Annotated in this window: 19 protein-coding genes and 2 pseudogenes; 9 read left to right on the top strand and 12 right to left on the bottom strand. The window is 39.7% G+C overall.

Annotated features, from left to right (window positions below; genetic code table 11):
* Together PHP90_RS09870 and PHP90_RS09865 are read left to right on the top strand one after the other, a co-directional pair.
* Positions 1-404, top strand: a pseudogene (locus PHP90_RS09870) (MBOAT family protein); the annotation flags it as partial.
* A gap of 7 nt (positions 405-411) precedes the next feature.
* Complete coding sequence (locus PHP90_RS09865; RefSeq protein ID WP_299928983.1) at positions 412-1,479, top strand: hypothetical protein; 1,068 nt, start codon at positions 412-414, stop codon at positions 1,477-1,479.
* Here PHP90_RS09865 and PHP90_RS09860 read toward each other — a convergent pair whose 3' ends face one another.
* From PHP90_RS09860 to PHP90_RS09835, 6 genes are all read right to left on the bottom strand, one after another.
* Positions 1,480-2,328: a hypothetical protein gene (locus PHP90_RS09860; RefSeq protein ID WP_299928981.1), complete on the bottom strand. Its 849-nt coding sequence runs from the start codon at positions 2,326-2,328 to the stop codon at positions 1,480-1,482. It abuts the gene before it with no gap.
* Between the two features lie 58 nt (positions 2,329-2,386).
* Positions 2,387-4,426 carry a hypothetical protein gene (locus PHP90_RS09855; RefSeq protein WP_299928979.1) on the bottom strand — a complete coding sequence of 680 codons (2,040 nt, stop codon included), beginning with the start codon at positions 4,424-4,426 and terminating at the stop codon, positions 2,387-2,389.
* Between the two features lie 69 nt (positions 4,427-4,495).
* Positions 4,496-6,823: a polysaccharide biosynthesis tyrosine autokinase gene (locus PHP90_RS09850; RefSeq protein ID WP_299928976.1), complete on the bottom strand. Its 2,328-nt coding sequence runs from the start codon at positions 6,821-6,823 to the stop codon at positions 4,496-4,498.
* Entirely contained in the window at positions 6,804-7,541 is a 738-nt protein-coding gene (locus PHP90_RS09845; RefSeq protein ID WP_299928973.1) for a polysaccharide biosynthesis/export family protein, read from the bottom strand. Before PHP90_RS09845 ends, PHP90_RS09850 begins: the two co-directional genes overlap by 20 nt.
* A gap of 206 nt (positions 7,542-7,747) precedes the next feature.
* Positions 7,748-7,969, bottom strand: a complete 222-nt coding sequence (locus PHP90_RS09840) for a hypothetical protein (RefSeq protein ID WP_299928970.1) — start codon at positions 7,967-7,969, stop codon at positions 7,748-7,750.
* 29 nt (positions 7,970-7,998) lie between these two features.
* The gene (locus PHP90_RS09835; protein ID WP_299928968.1) at positions 7,999-8,643 is read right to left on the bottom strand and encodes a ParA family protein; all 645 of its coding nucleotides are present in this window, start codon (positions 8,641-8,643) and stop codon (positions 7,999-8,001) included.
* Between the two features lie 153 nt (positions 8,644-8,796).
* Here PHP90_RS09835 and PHP90_RS09830 point away from each other — a divergent pair, with 153 nt between their 5' ends.
* Entirely contained in the window at positions 8,797-9,198 is a 402-nt protein-coding gene (locus tag PHP90_RS09830) for a hypothetical protein (protein WP_299928965.1), read from the top strand.
* Between the two features lie 13 nt (positions 9,199-9,211).
* Positions 9,212-9,526 carry a hypothetical protein gene (locus PHP90_RS09825; protein ID WP_299928962.1) on the top strand — a complete coding sequence of 105 codons (315 nt, stop codon included), beginning with the start codon at positions 9,212-9,214 and terminating at the stop codon, positions 9,524-9,526.
* A gap of 18 nt (positions 9,527-9,544) precedes the next feature.
* On the opposite strand, the gene PHP90_RS09820 is transcribed toward PHP90_RS09825, so the two are convergent.
* Positions 9,545-10,612, bottom strand: a complete 1,068-nt coding sequence (locus PHP90_RS09820) for an AI-2E family transporter (RefSeq protein WP_299928959.1) — start codon at positions 10,610-10,612, stop codon at positions 9,545-9,547.
* A gap of 10 nt (positions 10,613-10,622) precedes the next feature.
* A complete protein-coding gene (locus tag PHP90_RS09815; RefSeq protein WP_299928956.1) occupies positions 10,623-12,389 on the bottom strand; it encodes an ABC transporter ATP-binding protein in 1,767 nt (588 codons plus the stop codon).
* Positions 12,390-12,447: 58 nt separating this feature from the next.
* Here PHP90_RS09815 and PHP90_RS09810 point away from each other — a divergent pair, with 58 nt between their 5' ends.
* The 5 genes from PHP90_RS09810 (at position 12,448) to fetB (ending at position 18,027) form a co-directional block, all read left to right on the top strand.
* Positions 12,448-12,801 (top strand): hypothetical protein, encoded by a 354-nt coding sequence (locus PHP90_RS09810; protein WP_299928953.1) that lies wholly within the window; start codon positions 12,448-12,450, stop codon positions 12,799-12,801.
* A gap of 106 nt (positions 12,802-12,907) precedes the next feature.
* Entirely contained in the window at positions 12,908-15,130 is a 2,223-nt protein-coding gene (gene metE, locus PHP90_RS09805; protein WP_299928950.1) for a 5-methyltetrahydropteroyltriglutamate--homocysteine S-methyltransferase, read from the top strand.
* 161 nt (positions 15,131-15,291) lie between these two features.
* Positions 15,292-15,888 (top strand): peroxiredoxin, encoded by a 597-nt coding sequence (locus PHP90_RS09800; RefSeq protein ID WP_299928944.1) that lies wholly within the window; start codon positions 15,292-15,294, stop codon positions 15,886-15,888.
* A 129-nt stretch (positions 15,889-16,017) separates the two neighbouring features.
* Complete coding sequence (locus tag PHP90_RS09795; protein ID WP_299928942.1) at positions 16,018-17,283, top strand: GGDEF domain-containing protein; 1,266 nt, start codon at positions 16,018-16,020, stop codon at positions 17,281-17,283.
* Positions 17,284-18,027: an iron export ABC transporter permease subunit FetB gene (fetB, locus tag PHP90_RS09790; protein ID WP_299928940.1), complete on the top strand. Its 744-nt coding sequence runs from the start codon at positions 17,284-17,286 to the stop codon at positions 18,025-18,027. It abuts the gene before it with no gap.
* On the opposite strand, the gene PHP90_RS09785 is transcribed toward fetB, so the two are convergent.
* The 4 genes and pseudogenes from PHP90_RS09785 to PHP90_RS09770 all read right to left on the bottom strand — a co-directional run.
* A complete protein-coding gene (locus PHP90_RS09785; protein WP_299928938.1) occupies positions 18,011-19,249 on the bottom strand; it encodes an AAA family ATPase in 1,239 nt (412 codons plus the stop codon). The genes fetB and PHP90_RS09785 overlap by 17 nt on opposite strands.
* Entirely contained in the window at positions 19,242-20,318 is a 1,077-nt protein-coding gene (locus PHP90_RS09780) for a VWA-like domain-containing protein (protein WP_299928935.1), read from the bottom strand. Before PHP90_RS09780 ends, PHP90_RS09785 begins: the two co-directional genes overlap by 8 nt.
* Positions 20,315-21,307 (bottom strand): MoxR family ATPase, encoded by a 993-nt coding sequence (locus tag PHP90_RS09775; protein ID WP_299928931.1) that lies wholly within the window; start codon positions 21,305-21,307, stop codon positions 20,315-20,317. The genes PHP90_RS09780 and PHP90_RS09775 overlap by 4 nt, the downstream gene beginning before the upstream one ends.
* Positions 21,307-21,824, bottom strand: a pseudogene (locus PHP90_RS09770) (hypothetical protein); the annotation flags it as partial. The gene PHP90_RS09775 and the pseudogene PHP90_RS09770, both read right to left, overlap by 1 nt.

Raw genomic sequence — 21,824 nt, 5'->3', positions numbered from 1 at the left:
GAATGTGGGGATGGCTCGGATGGTTCATTACCTTTAACTTTGTCAATATGGCTTGGGTATTTTTCAGATCCAAAGATTGGCCTATGGCTCAAAATGTTCTTAGTGGAATGATAGGACTTAACGGTATCGTCTTGCCTGATGCCCTCGCTGGTAGATTGGGATTTATTCATATGACAGGCATTACATTTGGACATTGGACAACCTCAGTTACAATGATTCAAAATAATATGAATATTGTATTACTTCTCTTATTACTTATTTTTTCAATTAATTTGGATAATAGTAATGAATGGGCAGCAAAAGTACGCAATAACTCAAAATGGATCATTCTGACATCTTTCACACTCTATATAGGATTAATTAACCTAAATAAAGTTAGTGAATTTATATATTTTAACTTTTGAGAGTCCCATGAAAAAATTTGTTTTATACGTTTTATTATCGACTTTTAGTTTTGGATTGATTATAGGATTGATTAATTATATTATCGACCCTTTTAATATCTTTGAAACAAAATTTTTGCCTTATCAATTTCAAAGAAATGAACGCTTTATTAAGATTAAGTATTTAGATAAACAACATACTCAGTTTAACTCCTATCTTATTGGTTCATCACGTATTGGAACAACGAACCCAAAAATTTTAGAATCCTACATACCAAATTCAAAATTTTACAATATGACACTCTCTTCCGCTACTATATCAGACGAATTACGTCATATACGATATATGATATTGGCTGGTTATCAACCTAAAAATCTTTATCTGCAAATTGATCTTAATAACAACATGACCAGCTATTTATATCCAATATCTGATTACTTACGTAAACCACATCCCCATGTAACAGGGGATAGTTTACCTCTTTATTATCTAGACTATCTTTTAAATCCATTTCCAACTAATACTAAAGGAAAAATTCTAAAAAATATTGAAGGCAAAAGTGATGATAATTATAATTTGATGCTTGGTAATTGGAATCGTCCTGAAAAAGACAAAAAAATTTCTCAAAATTGTTCTGACTTTATAAAGTCAGAACCAACTTTCAATATAACTATAAAACCAAAAGTGAAAAATACTTACACTAAAATGAATATGCTCGCTTTAAAAAATATTATAGAACTTTGTAAAAATAAACATATCAATTTGATCCTTTTCACTACACCACATAACCATAATTATTTAGACATCATTTATGAAAAAGAGTATTATATATTTTTAAAAGAGCTGCTAAATATTACTAATTATTGGGATTTTAGCGGCTATAATTCAATTACAACAAATGATTGTAATTATTATGACTCCTCCCATTATACCCCTAGGGTTGGAAGTCTTATTGCAGCTAGAATCTTTAATGATAAAAATATTTTAGTACCGTCTGATTTTGGAGTTTTTGTTACACATAAAAATTTTGAGAATCATATCAATCAACTTAAAGTGGATAGAGTGAAATGGAAATCCATCCAACTTGCTAAATAACTATTGGTATAATCTATTTTTTAGAATATATGATTTTGTATCAATCCACCAAGGTGCATTTTCATCCCATTCTCTTGATACAGCTGGAACTACTGCGAAGTTACGACCTCCCCAAATAATAACTCCATCACATTTTGTATAAACATAGTTTAGTTGAAATTTCCAAAAATCTCTTGGAATAAATTTTCCATTTAAAGGTGTACTCCCCATAAATTCAGGCCATAAAAAAGGATAAATTGGTTTTCCATATGTTTTGGCTTCATTTATAACTGCTTCCATATATCTCATCCAAACAGTTTTATCATTAAAATAGGTGTACCCTTCCGGACATATTACATCGACATGAGAAACAAGACGTCTTGATCTTTCCAATACATGTTGCCAATCATTTATTTGTACTTGAACATGTGTATTAGTAATTATTGGGGGCTTTGTAGGAATAATACCAAAATAACCAAATTTTAAGTCTGGACGTGTTTTTTTCATTGTATCTATTACTAAAATATATTTATCAATACTCTTTGATGCCACAATATCATCGTCCTTTCTTCCACATTTCCAAGACTCAATATCAAGGATATATGGAATCGAAGATTTTGGCAAAGAGAGCGCTAGTGATCTAAGGTGGTTAATATCTATAATTCCAGGGCCACTAGGAAGCAGTTTTTTTTCATACAATATTATCATCGGAATAAAAAACGATTCATTAGACTTAAGTTTATGAAGATAGCGCGTTGTATCAAAAATTGGTTTTTTAACTTCTGATACATCTGCAAATAATGGAGAAACTACTCCTGGCAAGAGGTATAATAAAATGCTAGATAAATAAATACCTTTTAAAAATCTCATATCAGATCTTCTTTTATCATTATTTTATTTGATACTATTTATAATATTACTCTATAGCTTATGGAAAGATATAGGTTTTTACATTTTGCCACCAATGCATTGTTTCATCCCATGGTTGAATTTGGCTCCATATTGCAACTCCTGAAGTTTGCTGATTTTGCCAAGTTGCTGCGAATTCAAGTGCCCAATAACTATCTGATAAATAAGTTCCTCCACTTACTCCAGAAACATACATATAAGCTGGCCATAAAAATGGAATAACAGGTTTATTATATTTCGCCGCATAAGTTCCTATACCGGTACTTACCCTGCTTGTAAATGCATATGATTGTGATTCAGGCCAATATGTGTACAATTCGGGAAACAGAACATCAACGTGATTTGCCAACTCTTTTGTAGTCTCATAACGACTATTCATTCTATCTAAAACGAAACTTTTATAGGTATAATCGCTGTTAAATGAAGATTCAAGTAATGATAATTGTGGAAGTAACCCAAAATAGCCAAATTTTAAATCTGGACGGGCAGCTTTCATCGCATCTACTACAGTAATGTATTTTGCAACTTTTGCCAATGTAACATCGGTGCTCTCCGTTGAATCTCCAAAGTTCCACGATTCTAAATCCAAAACATACGGAATTGATGAAGCAGGCAATGTTTTAGCGTATATCGTTAAAAAACTTGTATTGATATCTACATTTGGTCCCCAAGGCAAGACCCTTGCTTCATATAGCATTGGTATAGGTATAAAATAAGTTTCGTTGCTGCTGTTTTTATTTGTATAACTTGTTCCGTCAAAAACAAGTTTTGGAGACGTTGTTCCTACTTGCCCACTATTAGGACGTGCTGCAACCAAAGTTGTTATATAATTAATTGACAAATCAGCTAATATGGTAGGATTGACAGAATTATTTATTCGACGACTCCATAATGCATCTGATTTAAAAGATGATGTAAGTTTAATATTATTTTTCTGAGCAACTAAAATCAATGATACACCTTTAGGTATAGCCGTTTCATCAATCTCAAAACTGTATTTGCCATATCGGTCTGTCGCTGCTGTTGCTATAGGGGTCGTATTAGCATCTATATACATTGTAACAGTTGCATTATCTATGATATTGTTACCTTTCAAATAGCTGTTCACATTTCCAATGATACGTAATTTCCCTAGACGTGTTTTTTTAGCCAATAATTTTGTAAGTATCGTTGCATCATCACTTGTTTGTATCGACTGAACCCTACTATCATTTAAAAATGATTGTAACTGTGATTTACCGTATTCAGCTTCATAGGCAGCTGGATTTGCAGCAATAGTATTAATAGCATCTTTTATGGCTTCTATGCCCGTGTAACTTGAAGCATTGATTAATCCAACAAGTTCTGGAGAAAATTCTTGTATTTTTAAACCATTGTCTACACAGCTGCTGAATAATGCATTAAAAGCATGGCGCAGCAATTTATTACCATCATTTACACCAAAGAATAAAGCCGTACTGGCGACGTTAGATGCATTGTATCCCATCTTATTAATTAATATATTTGTTGTAGCTCGATCAACTTCAGAAATCAAGGTAGTTATTGGAGTAACAGCAAAACTGCTAGTATCATTTTGTAAACTTTGTGATGCCATATTAAGTATCAAAGGTGAAAATTGCATCGATTCATTGTTATCCAATGCCCCGTTGCCATCTGAATCCATAAATCCACCAAAAGCAAAAATGTACTCAGGTTTTTGACTACAATTGTTTAAGGTATATTTTCCTTCTCCAAGCTCAGTAAAACTATCACACACAGGTATCCGATAATTAAGGCCGTTAATACTTACATAGGCTGTAGCGAGTAATTTTGCACCGACAATTACATCATCAGATACAGCTACATTATAATCAGCACGGACACCCGTGCTAACACTGCTTCCATAACTGTCACCTGTTATGACGCTACTTGCAGTATTAGTTGTTGTAGTTGGTGTACTATCTCCGCCTCCACCTCCGCCACATGCTGAGAGGAAAACTCCAATGATAAGTAAAAAAAATATTTTTTTTATATCCACTAAAGATATTTTAAATCCATTTCTCGTACTTTTATTTATCATTTTACACCTTCAATATTTCATAAACTTAGTAAAACTATAACACATGTTTATTACTGATAAAAAAATCACTTACTTTCTCAGCCATGGACGAATTTTTTTAAGTTCCAATCCATTTAAAAGAAGTCCAACATTATTCAAATTATGTTCATCTACAAACCGATTCATATTGTATATAAAATCTTTTTTAGAGTATTGCGCTTTAAATACAACCAAACATAAATCAGAAAGCCGCATTAGAACTAATGCATCAGCAACAAGACCTGCTGGAGGAGACTCAAGAATAATATAGTCATATTCACTTTTCAAACGTTTTAGAAGTAACTCGAATTCATTCGACATAATCAATTCATACGGATTTAACGGTGTTGTCCCGGATGCAATTACAAAGGTATTTGGTGCAATATTATGAACGACTTCTTCTAGTTGAGATGATCCATTAAGAAATGAACTGATCCCTTTGTTATCTAAATTTAATTTTTTATTTATTCCCGATCCTCTCATATCCATATCTAATATAATTACTTTTTTTCCGCTTTTACCAATAATAGAAGCAAACTCTAATGACGTTGTAGTTCTCCCTTCTCCTTGAACCGATGACGTAATCGTTATTATCTGGGGTTTTTTTGGCATAAACTCAAGTTTAGTTAGTAGTACACGCAATGAATCTTCGTACAATGTCTTTTTCGCACCGTACAAGGGAAGTGTTGCATAAAGTGGTAAATCTGTATATTTTACTAAATCTCCCATACTCTGTATTGTATTAGCAAGTAAGTTTCTTATAAAGGCTTGGGCTAATCCTAAAATTATTCCTAATATCAATCCGATAGCAATAATAAGTAACCGTTTCGGTTCTACTGGTTGAGCATTCGTAAGTGCATTATCAATAACACGTACCCCTGAGACCGTAGACGATTTAGAAATAGCCGTCTCAATCCTTTTTTCTAAAAGATATTGGAAAACTTTATCATTAACCATAAAATTTCGTGTCAGCTCAGAAAGTTGCTGTTCTTCCTCTGGCATTCCTTCAAGAGCCTCTCTGTTTGCTTTAATAATCTCGTTTAATGTATCTTTTCTCTGATCAATACCACGTAAACTACTCTCAAGTGTTCCGCGTAGGCTAGCTTTTAAAGAAGCTATTTGCTGTTTAATCTGTATAACGGCAGGATGCTTTTCCGTATACTCAACCACTAGAGACGAATATTGTGTATTTGCCGCCTGTATTTTATCAATCAATGAAAGAATCGGTGAAGTTGCTATATCGGTAGCACCAACATCTATCCCGGTTATTTCTTTATTACTATTTAGATAATTTAATAAATTTTTTAATACACTTTGCTGCATATCAAGATCGGAAAGTTTTGTTTCAAGTTGATCAAGCTTTGACGAGGCAATTCGTGCCTTATCATTAAGGTCTATAACCACTTTTTCCGTTTTATAATCTTTAAGATGTGTAGCAGAATTTTGCAGTGAGTTATTAATAGATACAAGTTGTTCATCAATAAACTTTAATCTTTGTTTGGCTGCAGCTTCTTTTACTTCAACACTTCTATCTGTATATGCCTCAGCCAATGCATTCAGAATCTCTTCCGCACGTGTAGGAATACCATCTTTATAACTAAGCATTAATATATTGCCCGGACCTGCCATTGGATCTGATACTGAGGCTTCAGAGACAGTTAATGAGAGCTGAATGACATCATACATTTCCTCATTCGGTGTAATTGTAAAAAAGTAATTTTTATCCTCCATTTCCCCTGTTTTTGCAATTGTCAATTTAAAATCAGGACTAGAGACAGTTGAGCCATATGAAGAAGTTTGAGAAAAATAGATCGGTTTTTCTTCTTCAGGGACTCCGCCAAGCAATGTACGTATGAAAGTAATAATTTTGGTCTTTAATGATGGTTCGATCGTTAATTTAAACTCATTTTGATTTATTTGTTTGACTTTAAATACTGAATTTTGAGCCCGTTTTGAAACATATTCATACGAAACTTGAAAAGGAGAACTTTTATAGAGTTCAACTGTTTTAAATCCATTTGATACATAATATTGCGTTCCTATTTCTAGATGCTCAAGTGCTTTTTGGATGAGTGACCTAGATTGAATAATAGCAATTTCATTTTGAAGATTGCTAGATTGAACGCCCCAAGCTTTTGCAATTAGATCATCTGCTTCACTACTACCTTTTCCAGAATCAGCTTGTATTTGCATTTTGAGATCGGCTTGATATACATTACTTTTAAATACAGCAAATAATGTTGTTATGAGAAATATTGTCAGTGCGACTGAAACAATAGAAACTTTATACCGTATCAGGAGAGTAGCAATATCTTGCAACTCCATCCCGTCATGAACAACTTTTTGTTTTGACTCAGAATTATTTGAATAAGAAGACATCTACGGCTTTTCCATTCTTTATTGAGGTATAACTAACAAAAGGTGCTAACATTGAAGAAAGCATCTCAAAAAATGGCATTTGCTCTTTAAATGCCACATTGTAAGCTTTCATATCACGGGGCTGAACATATACTATATCATTTGGCTGGAGAATTAAACTTGTTAGTTGCATCTGCGGGATATTGGCTAAATTTATCTCTCGCACAAGTGGTTTACGTAACCCTCCGCGTATAATTTTGACATTCGTCCTTTCTGCATCATTCGTCAAATCTCCGGAATAAGCCAAAGCTTCAAACAACGACATTGTCCCATTCGTTACTTGAACGACACCTGGCTTATTTACTTCACCTAATACGAAAAGTTTTTGGTTCAATATTTTTACAACAGCGTAAGGATTTTTTAGATAATTTTTATACTCATTTGTCAGCTTTTCAGTAGCTTCAGTTTCAGTCAATCCTGAAACTTTCACAGCTCCTACCAGAGGTAAACGAACCGCTCCATCCGTTGGTACTAAGAATCCATCTGTCCCATCTCGCGTTTGATAACGTGATGTATTTTGCAGTAATACATTTAACTGATCGTTCCCATTTGACGACGATTGGTTAGAAACACTTATTTCAAGCCGATCGCCTTTGGCAATTTTCCACTCAAATGATGTTTCTTGATTGTATTCAGTGTCTGCAACAGTGCGATTTACACTTCCATTGTCATCTAACATTTTATATGTGGTAGTTGAACACCCACTTATAAGTAGTCCGATTGCGGTAATGAGATAAAACGTACTCTTCACATGCTACCCTTTGTTTTTTCAGTTCTTTAAAATTGTAATTTTTGATTCAATAAAAAATACGTTGCAAAGTATAACGTATTAACACAAATTAATTCCTAATATACTAAATTGTTGACTGTCTGATTACTTGTTTATTACAGTAATCCGTCTTTCTGCATTCTCTCTTGTAAAGCTATCAATATATATGCACTTACGGTTCCTCCATGAAACTTGCGGATAATATCGTCCCATTCAACAGGAATTGTAATGAGTTTCTTTTTTTTCGCTTTATCCTCTTGTTTTCGTTCTTCTCTTTCGCTCATAGCTGCGGAGCTTTTAACCTTTTCAATGTTTTGAAGAAAACTTTTTTTTGCCATAACATATCCTTTATATATACTTTAAATATTTATTTTATATTGAGAATGGATTTTACTTCATCGAATAATTCATCCATTTCCTGATCGGCACGGCTAAAGATCCGATATTCCTTGATACTTTTCCCCTCGCCGACCGAATGGGCGATATCGACACGTTGACGTAAAATAGAGGTTAGAAGTTCAAAATGTTCGGACATACAGATAAATTCTATCAGATCTCCAAATCGTTTCATTGCGGGATTGATGTTGTTGAATAAAACGTGCGTTTTTACTATTTCACCTTGGATCTCCGAAAGACTTTTGAGTATCTCTTCATACTTTTGTAATCCCATCAAATCGAACGGTTTATCACTCACCGGTGTGATCAGTAAATCCGAAGCAATGATAGCCACACGATTATACGCACTGTCAAATCCTCCCGAATCAATAATAGTAAGAATATCGTCTGAATCATTTTGTGCATATTCTGCCAACTCTTCGGCTGTATTAAAATGAAGCATTGTAATAGGATTTAATCCCTGCTCTTGTCGCAGAGCATTGGTCACGGTTAGAGAGCGCTGTGTATCGAGGTCAATAATCCTGACATCGATGATTTTCGAAAAAGAAACCGCGAGATTCCACGCAACGGTTGATTTTCCGACACCCCCTTTTTGATGGGACAATGTTAGTATCATAGATATGCCTTATATATTTATTGAATATTAAAAGTATATATTTTATATACTTAAAATAATAAAATAGTGTAACGATTATAAATAAAAAAATGATTTACTAATTTATAGAAAAGAAGGTGTATAATTGGGATTATCGCGAAAGGAGCAATAATAATGAGCGATCAACAGCTACTTACTTTATTTGTCGGGATTATCGCGATATGTATGATGTTTATAACCCTTGTTATCGTTTTTATCGGAATCAATTCGATCAAAACAATGCATAAAATACATGAGTTTATCGGGCATGTAGAAAATGAGCTTAGTTTCATTTCCGGTAAAGCGGTGGTCACATTGCAGGATGTGAGCGAGTTACTCGGTCAACTCAAAGGTGAAACACGTTTAGTCACTGAAAAATCATTAATGTCCTTGCATGAACTGCACGCATTAATCGCATTTCTTCATGATGAAACGAAATCGCTTGCACTTAAAGCTTCAAACGGAATTGCAAAAGTAACACTGGGTACACTCGCTATCGGTGCACTTTCACAATTTTTCAAGAAAAAATCCAACTAACAAAGGAATAAAAATGAACCAACAAAACACACTTCTAAGTTTCGTCGTCGGCGCTGCCATCGGCGGTGCTGCTGCGTATTACGCGTTTAAACATAAAGATGAGATTTTGGAAAAAATCGAAGACATGGAAGATAACCTCCACTTTGATCAACATGAATGGATCGAAAAAGCAAAAGATCAGCTCGATCATTTGACACATACATTTCAATCAGCCGTTCAACGCTATACTCATAGTACAAACGAAGAGACAAAAGAAGATGAGATCGCACGTCTGACCGAAGAGCTTAATACCCTCCGTGAGGAAATGCAGGCACTCAAAGCTGTCTAAACGTTACATTCCTCTCTTTCAGGGGAGGATGATACGATTCGTTTTCCGCATTGTCCGCAGTGTTGTTACGGCAAAGGCGACAATGGCAGGTCCCAATATCACTCCCCAAAATCCGAATGTTGCCAATCCACCCACTATTGCAAAAAAGATCACAAATTCATTGATACGGCGTTTCCCTCGACTTAGCGTGCGATTTACAAAATTTAAAATTACCAGTTTTACAATGTTATCGATAAAAAATGCCATCATTGCATAAGAATAGATTGAGATAAGGAGAACATTCATAATATTCCCTTTAAAATACTCATTTACTGCAACCGGAACCCAGACTAATGCAGTACCCACTACTGGGATAATCGCTACAATTCCGGTTAGGAAACCGAGCAATAACGCGTTGTATCCATCAAAAAAAGCGATAAATATTCCAAATGCCAATCCTTGGGCAATCATCACTCCAACCAACGTATAAAATACTACGGCGATCATTGTCGTCATTTCATCTAAAAATTCTCGCTTGATCGAGCGTTTTAGAGGGATTATCGGAAGAAGAAAGAGGATTAAACTTCGACCGTACCACATCAAGAAAAAGAAAAAAATGACAATCATCGCCATCTCTCCGAGCATCGCCATAAAAGTTTTTAGCCCATTACCCATCCATCCGGCCAAAAATGCGATAATCTCATCTTTGTGCTGCTTAGAAAGAGCAATCCCGTTATCAAGAGGGTCTTTTAGCCAAGACAAATAGGAAGGGAGATGGCTGCTAATCGAATCCACTTGATTTGTGAAGGTTCGAATAAGTCCCATCGTATTGGCGGGATGATCAAGCAGTTGAAATAAGAACAAAGCAATAGGCACAAAAATGATAAGTGCAAGTCCCAACGTCACAATAGCAGAGGATATCACAGACGCAAAGTTGTTTAATCGTTTATAGGAAGCGATTTTATCTCTAACAATTTTATTGACAGGAGAAACTGCCATTGCAAGAAGTAATGCAACAAAAAAACCTTTTAAGAAAGGTAAAAAAAGCCATATAATAAGAACAAATGCCCCTGCTCCGATCCACCGTAAAAAATTATTTTGCCGCATATAAATATCCTTAAGTGTGTTGAGAATGTATAAAACGGGTAAAACTGCCGTCTTTAGCCTCTAAGACTTCACGAGTCCCCTCCTCGAGAATAATACCGTTTTCCAATACGTAAATATAATCGGCACGAGTTACCGTACTGAGACGATGGGCAATAATAATTACCGTTTTATCGCTCAAAAATGTCTCCAATGCCTCAAACAGTGCACTCTCGGTATGGACATCAAGCGCCGACGTCGATTCATCGAAAATCACCACTTTCGGATTAGCCAATACCATCCGCGCGATAGAGAGTCGCTGACGCTGTCCTCCGGAGAGACGAATACCGAATTTCCCCACCTGCGTGTCCAATCCCATCGGAAGAGTACAGACAAATTCACCAAGCTGGGCTATACACAACGCTTTATCTATCTCATCGTCACTGATCGGATCGCCCATAGTAAGATTAAATCGAAGCGTGTCATTAAACATTAACGGCTGCTGCAAAACAACAAATACTTCATCCCGTACACGCGAAAAACCGATTTTCTCTACGTTTACCCCGTTATAGAGGATATCTCCTGATGTTGGAGGATAAAAACCGACCAAGAGTTGAGAGAGGGTACTTTTACCGCTTCCGCTCGCACCGATGATGGCTACGGTACTGCCGGATGGGATATCAAGATTTAGCCCCTTTAACACCGGTTCATCCTCACTGTATCCGAAAACCAAATCCCGTGTTTGGATAGAAAGCGACTTTGTCTCTTCAAACGACTCTTCAGTGGCTAAAAAAATTGGTTCGGAAGGTAGAGACAAAAGTTCATTCAGCCGTGCAAGGGCATTTTTAGCGTTCGCAAAACTGTACTGCATCGAGAGCAAATCCTGCACCGGAGTCATCATAAACCACAGATAGCCAAAAATCCCGAACATCAATCCGATACTGAGATCGGAATAGAGTACCATAACCAGACCTAATGCACGAAAAATCTCAAACCCGCTCAAAAAAAGCGTGTACGAATAACGTTCTCCCATGAGAGCTTTGATTCCATATTCACTCGCGCTTTGACGCAGCTGTTTCGACTGATCGATTGCGTTATCAATGAAACGTTCCTCTTTGTTGCTTGCACGGATTTGTCCGAAAAGATCACACATCTGGGTCAACGTATCGGAAAGCTCGCCAATCGTGCGGTTTTGCTCTTTTTTAAGTGCTCCGACCCGACCCGATATTTTACGTGTTACAATCATAATTACAGGTTGAAAAATGAGAATAAGAATACCAAATAGCGGATTAATCCAAATCAATACTGTTGCTACTCCGATGAGAGTTGCCACCGAAACAATGAATTTTGAAAGTGCACTCCCTAAAAACTGCTCGATGGTATCGATATCGGTAATAAGATGCGTAATAACCTTGCCGCTTCCCAGTCGTTCATAGGCACTCATCGAAACGTGTTTAAGATGTTCCAATGCACGGACTCGTATTGTGAAACTCAGCTCTTGAGAAAGAGTAATAAAAAAACGCTGCGATACAACACTGAGGATAAAAAAAACAAATCGTAAACTGATCGTCACGGCTAATACAATACCTATATAAATAAGCGGCTCGTGAGCAGGGGTGAACCAGTCGATCGTTTCGGTGATTTTCCCCCCTTTTTTGAGGAGTACCTCATCGACCATTAACGGAATCAATAGAGGGATAGGAATCGAGATGAGGGTCGCGAGGATTGCGATGATGTTTCCCCACAAGAGAGAACGTTTGTATCGGAGCATCATGGAGAAGAGATGTTTAAAGGTTATCATAATGCGATTATAGCTATATCTTGATGTATAATTCCACCAATAATTTTTTGAGGATACTATGGCAAAAGGGTTTAAGGGACGTTATTTTTCGCTTCAAGCGATTACCGCTACCGTCAATGCTGCGACACTGCATAATCGTGCCGTACGCATCCAAACCTGTCACTCTTACCGCTCATTTTCCGCTGATGAAAGTATCGATGAATCTCCCCCTGATGAACTCGATCTCCTCCTCGAAGCGTTAGAGCCTTTTACTCCAAAAGTTTCCCGCTGCCAGTGCCACTGTAACTGTTTTTTCCGCCGTCGCACGGCGTGCGCACTGCATTTATCCACCTTGCGTCCAAAACTCCGTTTTTTATTCCGCTATTTGCTTACCGACTCTTCACCGCCGCTAATGTTTTCTTTTTTGTATTAATCAACACCATTTTAGTCCGTTCACTCTGAGCCTGTCGAAGAGAATTGTCCATGGTTCGACAAGCTCACCACGAACATAAAACGAACTATATACACAAGGAAAAAATATGTATAACAAAATAGCAGTGCTCGGATTTCCCCGTATCGGAGAAAAAAGAGAATTAAAAATCGCATTGGAAAACTACTGGAAAGGCTTAATCAGCTTTGATGAATTAAATAGCGTAGCGGCTGAGTTACGACTTCGCCATTGGAAATTGCAGCAAAACGCAGAGATCACACATGTCGCTATCAATGACTTTAGTCTCTATGACAACATGCTTGATCTGCTGATTACACTCGGTGCCGAGCCTGAACGTTTCAGTGATATAGTTGATCCTATACGCCGTTATTTTACAATGGCACGGGGAGATGAAACCCATACGGCGATGGAGATGACAAAATGGTTTAATACCAACTATCATTACCTCGTCCCGGAACTTCATGGAGGGTTCCGATTTGGAACTATTAATCCGAAAAAAATCATCGACGAATACCGTGAAGCACAATCATGCGGTTTTAAAGGGACGATCCATCTTATCGGGCCGCTCACCTTTTTAGCACTCTCGAAATGTTCCGAAGAGGTACGTGCAGCTTTGTTTGATCCCCTTTTGGATCAATACGCCGCTTTACTCGAAGCACTGCAGCCGCTTGCTGCCGAAATCATCGTTCATGAGCCCTCTTTGGTATGTGATCCGACACCGAGCGACCTGTCGCTTCTCAAAATCGCCTACGATCGGTTGGGTACAATGGGAAAACTTTGGGTAGCAACCTACTTTGAACACTCCAATGAAGCAACCGCAGTTTTAGTTCATACTCCGATTTACGGGTTATATCTCGATTTTATCCATGGTGAAAAAAATATAAATTCACTCGAAATTTTAGGTCAAAGTGATAAATATATTCGTATAGGAATTATCAACGGACGCAACGTCTGGAAAAATGACCTTCAAACCTCACTCAAACGTTTGCATAAGATTGAACGCTATATTCCTAAAGAGCGCTTAGGCCTCAGCATCTCATGCTCACTTTTGCACGTACCCTACAGTATCAAACATGAATTGCTCCTTCCTTTAGAAATAAAAGAACTCTTATCGTTTGCCGAAGAGAAACTGACTGAACTCTCTGTACTTTCTAAAGCCTTTTTTAACGATACCGTGATTACTGTCTCTGCACATCCAAAAGCGGCTATTGACCATGCAGTGCAACATCGGCTCACTACAGTGACACCTGATGATTTCAAACGGCATAGCCCTTTTAGCAAACGTCAGATCCTTCAACGTGAATTTTTTTCACTCCCTATGCTCCCTACAACAACTATAGGTTCCTTCCCCCAAACTGCTGATATTCGAAAAACACGTCAGGAATATAAAAAAGGGCAAATTTCAAAAGAGAGATACGAATATGCAATGAAAGTGGCAATATCCCAATGTGTCGAGTTCCAAGAATCAATCGGCTTGGACGTATTGGTTCACGGCGAATTTGAACGTAATGACATGGTAGAGTATTTCGGTGAACAACTTTGTGGATTTGCTTTTAGCACGAACGGCTGGGTACAAAGCTACGGAAGCCGATGCGTCAAGCCGCCACTGCTTTATGGAGATGTGAGCCGCCCTCATCCTATGACACTTCAATGGAGCACCTACGCCCAAAATCTCACAACACGTCCGATGAAAGGGATGCTCACCGGTCCAGTAACGATTCTCAACTGGAGCTTCGTCCGAGAAGATCAGCCCCGAAGCCTGAGCGCAACCCAAGTTGCCTTGGCTATCCGTGACGAAGTGGATGATCTGCAAAATGCTGGAATTAAAATGATCCAAGTCGACGAAGCGGCATTCAAAGAAGGGTATCCGTTACGCAATGAAAATCGTAATGATTATGAGAAATGGGCTTTAGAAAGTTTCTTACTCAGCACAGCGGTAGCGAACGATGATACCCAAATCCATACCCATATGTGTTACAGTGAGTTTACCGATATTATCAACACGATAGAGACGATGGATGCTGATGTGATCTCAATCGAAACTTCTCGCAGCGGCAATCGCCTTTTACGGATATTTGCCGATGTGGGATACACTCAAGAAGTCGGACCGGGAGTCTACGATATTCACTCCCCGCGTGTACCGAGTGTACAAGAGATGGAAACCCAAATCCATGCCCTCCTCGAAGTACTTCCGAGCGATCAGCTTTGGATCAATCCTGACTGCGGACTGAAAACTCGTGGTTGGAGTGAAAGTGAAGCTTCTCTCAAAAATATGGTCGATGCTGCCATCGCGGTACGCGCTATAGTGTAATTTAATTCCGTTCATGGTTCGACTTGCTCACCACGAACGGAGAAATCTAAATAATAAAAATTTTCCTTTAGAATTTACGGTTACTTTCTTGTAACTTATTTCAATTAATCTTCGTGTGTTACAATTTCCCTACATTACTTAAAACCACACAAGGAAATCACATGCTCGTTACAAAAAAAGCTCCTGACTTTACTGCTACTACCGTTCTTGGGAACAACCAAATCGTTGACAACTTCAACTTATACGAAAACCTCGGCGAAAAAGGTGCCGTATTGTTTTTCTACCCGTTGGACTTTACCTTCGTTTGTCCGTCTGAAATTATCGCCTTCGATCACCGTCTTGATGAGTTTACTGCTCGCGGTATCAATGTTATCGGTGTATCGGTTGACTCACAATTCAGCCACTTTGCATGGAAAAACACTCCGGTAAACCAAGGTGGTATCGGTCAAGTTCGTTATCCATTGGTAGCAGACCTTAACAAACAAATTTCTCGTGATTACGATGTGTTACTAGGTGATTCTGTCGCATTACGCGGATCATTCTTGCTCGATAAAGACGGAACGGTTCGTCACGCGGTTATCAATGACCTTCCACTCGGACGTAACATCGACGAAATGCTTCGTATGATCGACGCAATGTTGTTCACAAATGAGCACGGTGAAGTTTGTCCTGCAGGCTGGGCAAAAGGTGATGCTGGTATGAAAGCAAGCACTGAAGGTGTTGCTGAATATCTTGCGGCTCACGCAGAAGAGTTATAATTTTCTTTTCCCCTCTTGGGGAAAATCTTTTTCGAGCCTCATTCTCTTTCAGTACTTTTCAACAACTTTTTGTAAAAACCATTACTTTTCTATGATATGATAGATCATTTTAAAGCACAGAGAAGAATAATGCAATCGAGAGAGATTAAGTACAGTTTTACGCAACACTATCTTATCGCTGTTTCATTGCTTGTAATCCTTTCCAGCACTACTTTTTACTTTCTTACCACAGCTCTTAAAAGCAGTGAAACAACTGCATACATCATCAATATATCCGGGAAACAAAGAACTCTCTCACAGCATATTGCTTTGTATTCACAACTCTATTTAAGTTCATTTTATCAAAAAAACAGTCGTAAAAGCATTGAGATACAAACCGTTTTGGAAAATACTGCCAATGAAATGCGACTTGAAAATGAAAAACTCTCATCCGGAGAGATATACCCTGAAAAAAAAATACCACTTTCATCAACGCTCCATAACCTTTATTTTGATAAAAATCATCTCAAAGACCGGGTCAATGCCTACACAGCATTAGCGGTAAAATTAATTCATTCCAAATCACGAACAGAAGCTGAAGTAATTTCCAATAAGATCATCAAATCTTCCAACGCTCTGATGGGGGATTTGAATATGGCAGTACTGTACAGTCAAATTGAAGGTGATTCCAATATTTCCAATGTACAAACAATGCTATTGGTAGTCTGGATAATCACTCTGTTTACCTTGTTGCTGGAAATTATCTTCATCTTCCAGCCGATGGCCCATAAAATGGCAACGCTTTTCCAAAAAATAGTATGGCATGAACATAATCTTCAAGAAGAGATCAAAATCCGTACGAACAGTTTGACGATAGCAAATGAAAAACTTGCCCATTTAGCTTCGCACGATCCGTTAACCGGATTAAAAAACCGACTCAATATGGAAAAAGAGCTTCAAGAACTGATCGATCATCAAAATATCTACAAAAGTTCCTATGCCGTTGTTATGCTCGATATTGACTGGTTCAAAAAAATCAATGACACCTACGGGCATGATGCGGGAGATTTTGTATTATGTGAGTTGGCCGAAATCTTTTTAGACACTGTTCGGCCTCAAGACAGCGTTTACCGTGCAGGCGGAGAAGAGTTTGTAATTATATTTAATCGTATTACCAAAGAGCAAGTGATTGCAAAATGTGAAAAAATTCGTCAACGTATTCAAGAACATCATTTTGACTATAATGATCTTACTTTTACTATAACTATCAGTATCGGTATCTATCATCCTGAGACTATTTTGGTTAATAGTGTGTCAGAAGCACTTAAACTTGCGGATAATGCACTCTATGAAGCAAAAAGAACAGGGCGTAATAAAGTAGCGGTAGTTGATAGTTTTTTAGAAAACACAGAATAAATGCAATACTCTTTTTTAGCTTCCTACCTTCTCATCGTCTTTGCCCTATGGTATTCGCGCCGCGAACAGTTCGGGTTGGAGAAAATGATCTTCACTAACTCGATTCTGGCAATGGTACAGTTGGGATTACTCGGTTATGCTCTTGTTTATCTCTTTAAACTATCGCATCCATCACTGCTGTTTTTTGTCCTGCTGGGGATGGTAACGTTTGGAGCTTATACCGCCAAAAAACGTGCACCTCTCGGAGCACACAGTTTTAAAATCGCTTTCTTTAGCCTCGGAGCCTCTTCGGGAATTGTCTTTTTATCAATGATGGCGTTTGGAGTTATCCATATGGTACCCCATGAGATGATTCCTATCGGGGGGATGATTATCGGAAATGCGCTGAATGTCTATTCTCAGAGTATTGAACGGTTTCGTGCCGAGGTGAAAAATACGATAGAGACGATCGAGGGGATGGTGGCACTCGGTGCGCCGATGAAAGAGGCTCTATCATTTGCTTCCAAAGCTTCCGTCAAAGCGTCGATGATCCCGACACTCAATATGCTCCAGACGGTAGGAATTATCCATATTCCGGGGATTACGACGGGGATGCTCCTCGCGGGTGCCGATCCGCTCCAAGCGATCTCTTATCAACTCGCCGTCATGTATATGATGGTCGCCGTGGCACTGCTCTCAGCCGTATTTAGCGTGATGTTTTCCTATCGTATTATCATCGGATCAGCGTTTACATCAAATCAATAAATCGTTTCGCTTTCGGGTGGACGAAACAAAGTTTTTCCCATCCTCGATTCGGTCGGATCAACGTCACACGATGTGCTGATACGGAACGGGATAGTGCAACGTAAAACTGCGACGGGGCAAAGATTTCATTCGTCTCGATCACGTAATCGGCCAAACTCATCCCCTGCGATTTATGGATCGTAATCGCAAAAGCCAATGTAATCGGAAACTGACTGAGAGTGATGAGTTTCTCTTCGCTTGCAGAGTTGCCTTTTTCAACCCACCGCGTCTTGGTCGTATCGACCCTCTCCACTTTGACGTTCACCCCATCAGCTTTTTTGATCCAGATAACATCTTCTTCGATAGAGGTGATCCGTCCACGTTCGCCGTTATAGTAATTCCATGCATTACGGGTAAAGAGGATCGGGGCACCGACTTTGAGTGCCAAAACAGGTTCGATACGGCTCTCACTCATGAAGCGCTCGATATCCCGATCCTGCATTTTTTTATCATGAACCGTCACATAGGTGGAGAGTTCAATGATTTCACCGTGCAGATGCTCCAACTGAGAACGGTTGTGGTTTTGGGCACTGATATTTTTCCCGAACAGCAGGGTAATGGTACTCATATCTTTGTTCAGCTCTCTCACCAGAGCATCGAGAGCACCCATCGCCTCTTCATCGATTCGGGCATGACGTACCTGTTCCAAGAGATTCAAAAACTCCGCTTCATGGGTTCGGTAGGAACCTTCCAAATGGATCGTCTCAAAACCAAAACGCTCCCAGCTCGGAGACTCAAACGCAAAATAGATCGGCTCACTACCACGCGTCACAGGGGGAAGCTGTAAAAAATCCCCTACCACGATCAACCGTCCGCTGAATTCCGCCTGCAAGAGCCGTAGACGGATCATATCGAGCAGAGGTGCTCCGACCATCGAAATCTCATCGATGACGATGATCTGCATCGAGCGGATCAGTTTGATGATTTTTTTGGAAGGGTCAAGTTTGCCGTTGCGCTCCAACTCTTCTTGGGTAGAGGCAATCCCCAGATCAAAAAAACTGTGAAGCGTCTGTCCCCCGATGAGTGTTGCCGCCATCCCCGTCGAAGCGAGACGGGCAACTGATTTCCCTTTTTGTACCGCATCGTCGATCAGCGCACGGGTAAGTGTCGTTTTGCCCGAACCGGCACCGCCGGTAATGAAGAGGTTGGAAGTTTCTAAAATATTTAATGCATTTTCAACCATTTTCATCCTTTAATACAATCACCCGGCCAAACGGAACATCACTCTGTTGCGGCGCAATCCAAAGTACCTCATACGGCGGTTCATAAGGGGGGAACTTGCCATCTAAATCGGTAAAATAGAGGAGAACTTTCGGACGGTGCATCCATGACTCGATCAGTTCAAAGACCGGATTAAAATCGGTTCCCCCTCCCCCTTCGAGAAGATAAGAGATACTCTCTCCGTTCTCAAAGCGTTGATGGCTGCGCACACGATCATCACACACAATCAGATCGATGCTGTAGGAACCGAACAATTCCGTAATCGATTCAACCTCAACGATAAACTGAGATAGAAGAGCCTCATCCACCGAACCGGAACTGTCGATCGCAATAGCGATTTCCAAATGACGCGACGTCGCTCCGGGAAGATAGATCCCCTCGTAGAGAAGTTTTTTAGAAGGGGGGATCAGGGTGTAATCACTGATATAGTACCCGCCGATGCAATCGCGTAATTCACTTCTCCAATCGATCCGACTTTTGGCTTGTAACCCGAACTGTCGTGCAAATGCCTCGGAGAGTGGATCGTCTTTTTCCATCGCTTCGTGTGTGCGACGTTCACGCTGAGCGCGGGAAAGTTTCTCATCCGCACTTTCACCGTCTCTGCGATCATCACTGTCTCGGTCATTTTGTTCCTGATCCAAAAACTCCAGTGCGAGCTCTGCATAGATTTCTTCGGTACTGAGAGTTCCGAAGCGTTTGTCGTAGGTGATTTGTGGAGGGGGGGTAAAACCGTTATCGATCAGGAGCGCATTGATCGCATAATCACATGCCATTGCCCAGAGCCACGGACTCCGATTTCCGCGCCGTAGCGTATGGGAGAGGGCTTCATGCAATGCACCGTTACACAATACGAATAGACGCTCATCAGCATTGAGAGGCTCTATGTAAGCTTCACGGTATTGAATCGTGTTCTCACGTGTCTCGAAACTCTCGATGTTATCGTTCAGCACCATCTCCATCCCCGAGGCTATTGTTCCAAAAAACGGATAATCGAGAAGAAGTTTGGCTTTGAGTGGAGAAAAATCGATCATAACAGATAGGCGTATGCCTCTACCCATTCGCCGAAGGCATCGAGATGTTCCATCGCAACTCCTTGGCGCTGAAGGTCTTGAATAATCATGACCGCAAACTCGTTTTTGAGTTTCAGACTGTAACGCAATACATTCGAAACCGCCTCATCCGACGGTGATACGAGGATACGCGATACCAGCGCAGAAGCGAGAGCATAGAGGGTAGAGAGATCGTCACTCACATCCGCCTCTTCACCTCCTAAAATTGCATCCACGTCGGGGAGCTTGTCCATCACCTGACAAAAACCTAAAAAATCAACGGCAGCAGCTTCACCCACCGCCCCGCTGATTGCTTCCAGCCACAATGTTTTGGATAATGAACTCTTCAAGATGGTATGAACCGCTTCCCAGCTGCGTGGTGTTGCAAAACTCCGTTCATTTTTGAGCGGGTCAAACCCAAACAGCGCACTGTTTTTAAATCCGATATAGGCGACAACCCGCTCATCGATCCCTCGGCTAAGTGCCCAGTCCCGCCAATCGGTAGCGTTTACTTCCATCTCGATATGGACAAATCGGTTTGCCAAAGGAGAAGGGAGACGATACACGACCCCGCGATCTCCCTCGCGGTTACCCGCAGCAACAATTGCCCATCCCTCAGGAAGAGTATATTCTCCCACTTTTCGATCCAAAATCAGCTGATATGCCGAAGCCTGCACGGCAGGGGCGGCGGAGTTGAGCTCATCGAGGAAAAGGATTCCTCTCCCCTCCCGCGGTAAAAATGATGGAGGCGCCCACAATGCACTGTGCGAATCTCTCTCATAAAACGGTATCCCTTTGAGGTCGGTCGGGTCCATTAAGGAGAGACGCAGATCGATACACTCAATACCGTTATCACGGGCGATTTGTTTGATGATGGAAGATTTCCCGATTCCGGGTGCTCCCCATAGGAACGTCGGTATCTTCGAATCGATCAAGGAACTCATCGTCTCTATCGTATCTTTGGTGCGCATCAGCTCCATCCTATGTTGTGAGTTTGTATGTGTTTCCCGAACGTCGGATTTGTTTTAACGCTCCGCTCAAACCTTTGATCCAGTGAAAGCTGATATAGCACCTCAATCGGAGTTGCAGGGTTGGCAGCAAGTGCCGCTAAAATGGAAGGATCGTTACTTTGGGACAATTCTACTAAAATCTTATCCGATAATGACGGATTCGCTGCCAATGCAGCCGAAAAACGGCCTAACGACTGAAGATAAGCACATCGTATCGAGCTCAAAGCACTGTTTGATCCCAATACATTCAAGACCTCTTCATTTTCGCTCTGCATCAACGTCTCTTGCATCAGTTCACTCAATGTCGGATTTGATGCCAGTTGCACAGGATAAAGTGGAAAAAACCGATCGAACCACTCTTCATCCAAAACGATATGAGCGGCTAAAAGATCACCTGCCCTGTCCGCTAAAAACTGTGCTCCCTGATAGGAGAGAGATTCATTCTGTGCCAAAATAGAATGCAGTTTTTCGACCTTTA

This window comes from Sulfuricurvum sp. (genome assembly GCF_028712165.1).
GTDB lineage: Bacteria > Campylobacterota > Campylobacteria > Campylobacterales > Sulfurimonadaceae > Sulfuricurvum.
Note: the sequence above shows the minus strand (reverse complement) of the source record. Positions and strands in the feature narration are given on the sequence as shown.

What these genes read in the sequence shown, in the direction of transcription:
- PHP90_RS09865 (WP_299928983.1), top strand. Translation starts at nt 412, where the DNA reads ATGAAAAAATTTGTTTTATACGTTTTATTATCGACTTTTAGTTTTGGA.
- PHP90_RS09860 (WP_299928981.1), bottom strand. Translation starts at nt 2,328, where the DNA reads ATGAGATTTTTAAAAGGTATTTATTTATCTAGCATTTTATTATACCTC.
- PHP90_RS09855 (WP_299928979.1), bottom strand. Translation starts at nt 4,426, where the DNA reads ATGATAAATAAAAGTACGAGAAATGGATTTAAAATATCTTTAGTGGAT.
- PHP90_RS09850 (WP_299928976.1), bottom strand. Translation starts at nt 6,823, where the DNA reads ATGTCTTCTTATTCAAATAATTCTGAGTCAAAACAAAAAGTTGTTCAT.
- PHP90_RS09845 (WP_299928973.1), bottom strand. Translation starts at nt 7,541, where the DNA reads ATGTTAGATGACAATGGAAGTGTAAATCGCACTGTTGCAGACACTGAA.
- PHP90_RS09840 (WP_299928970.1), bottom strand. Translation starts at nt 7,969, where the DNA reads ATGGCAAAAAAAAGTTTTCTTCAAAACATTGAAAAGGTTAAAAGCTCC.
- PHP90_RS09835 (WP_299928968.1), bottom strand. Translation starts at nt 8,643, where the DNA reads ATGATACTAACATTGTCCCATCAAAAAGGGGGTGTCGGAAAATCAACC.
- PHP90_RS09830 (WP_299928965.1), top strand. Translation starts at nt 8,797, where the DNA reads ATGAGCGATCAACAGCTACTTACTTTATTTGTCGGGATTATCGCGATA.
- PHP90_RS09825 (WP_299928962.1), top strand. Translation starts at nt 9,212, where the DNA reads ATGAACCAACAAAACACACTTCTAAGTTTCGTCGTCGGCGCTGCCATC.
- PHP90_RS09820 (WP_299928959.1), bottom strand. Translation starts at nt 10,612, where the DNA reads ATGCGGCAAAATAATTTTTTACGGTGGATCGGAGCAGGGGCATTTGTT.
- PHP90_RS09815 (WP_299928956.1), bottom strand. Translation starts at nt 12,389, where the DNA reads ATGATAACCTTTAAACATCTCTTCTCCATGATGCTCCGATACAAACGT.
- PHP90_RS09810 (WP_299928953.1), top strand. Translation starts at nt 12,448, where the DNA reads ATGGCAAAAGGGTTTAAGGGACGTTATTTTTCGCTTCAAGCGATTACC.
- metE (WP_299928950.1), top strand. Translation starts at nt 12,908, where the DNA reads ATGTATAACAAAATAGCAGTGCTCGGATTTCCCCGTATCGGAGAAAAA.
- PHP90_RS09800 (WP_299928944.1), top strand. Translation starts at nt 15,292, where the DNA reads ATGCTCGTTACAAAAAAAGCTCCTGACTTTACTGCTACTACCGTTCTT.
- PHP90_RS09795 (WP_299928942.1), top strand. Translation starts at nt 16,018, where the DNA reads ATGCAATCGAGAGAGATTAAGTACAGTTTTACGCAACACTATCTTATC.
- fetB (WP_299928940.1), top strand. Translation starts at nt 17,284, where the DNA reads ATGCAATACTCTTTTTTAGCTTCCTACCTTCTCATCGTCTTTGCCCTA.
- PHP90_RS09785 (WP_299928938.1), bottom strand. Translation starts at nt 19,249, where the DNA reads ATGGTTGAAAATGCATTAAATATTTTAGAAACTTCCAACCTCTTCATT.
- PHP90_RS09780 (WP_299928935.1), bottom strand. Translation starts at nt 20,318, where the DNA reads ATGATCGATTTTTCTCCACTCAAAGCCAAACTTCTTCTCGATTATCCG.
- PHP90_RS09775 (WP_299928931.1), bottom strand. Translation starts at nt 21,307, where the DNA reads ATGCGCACCAAAGATACGATAGAGACGATGAGTTCCTTGATCGATTCG.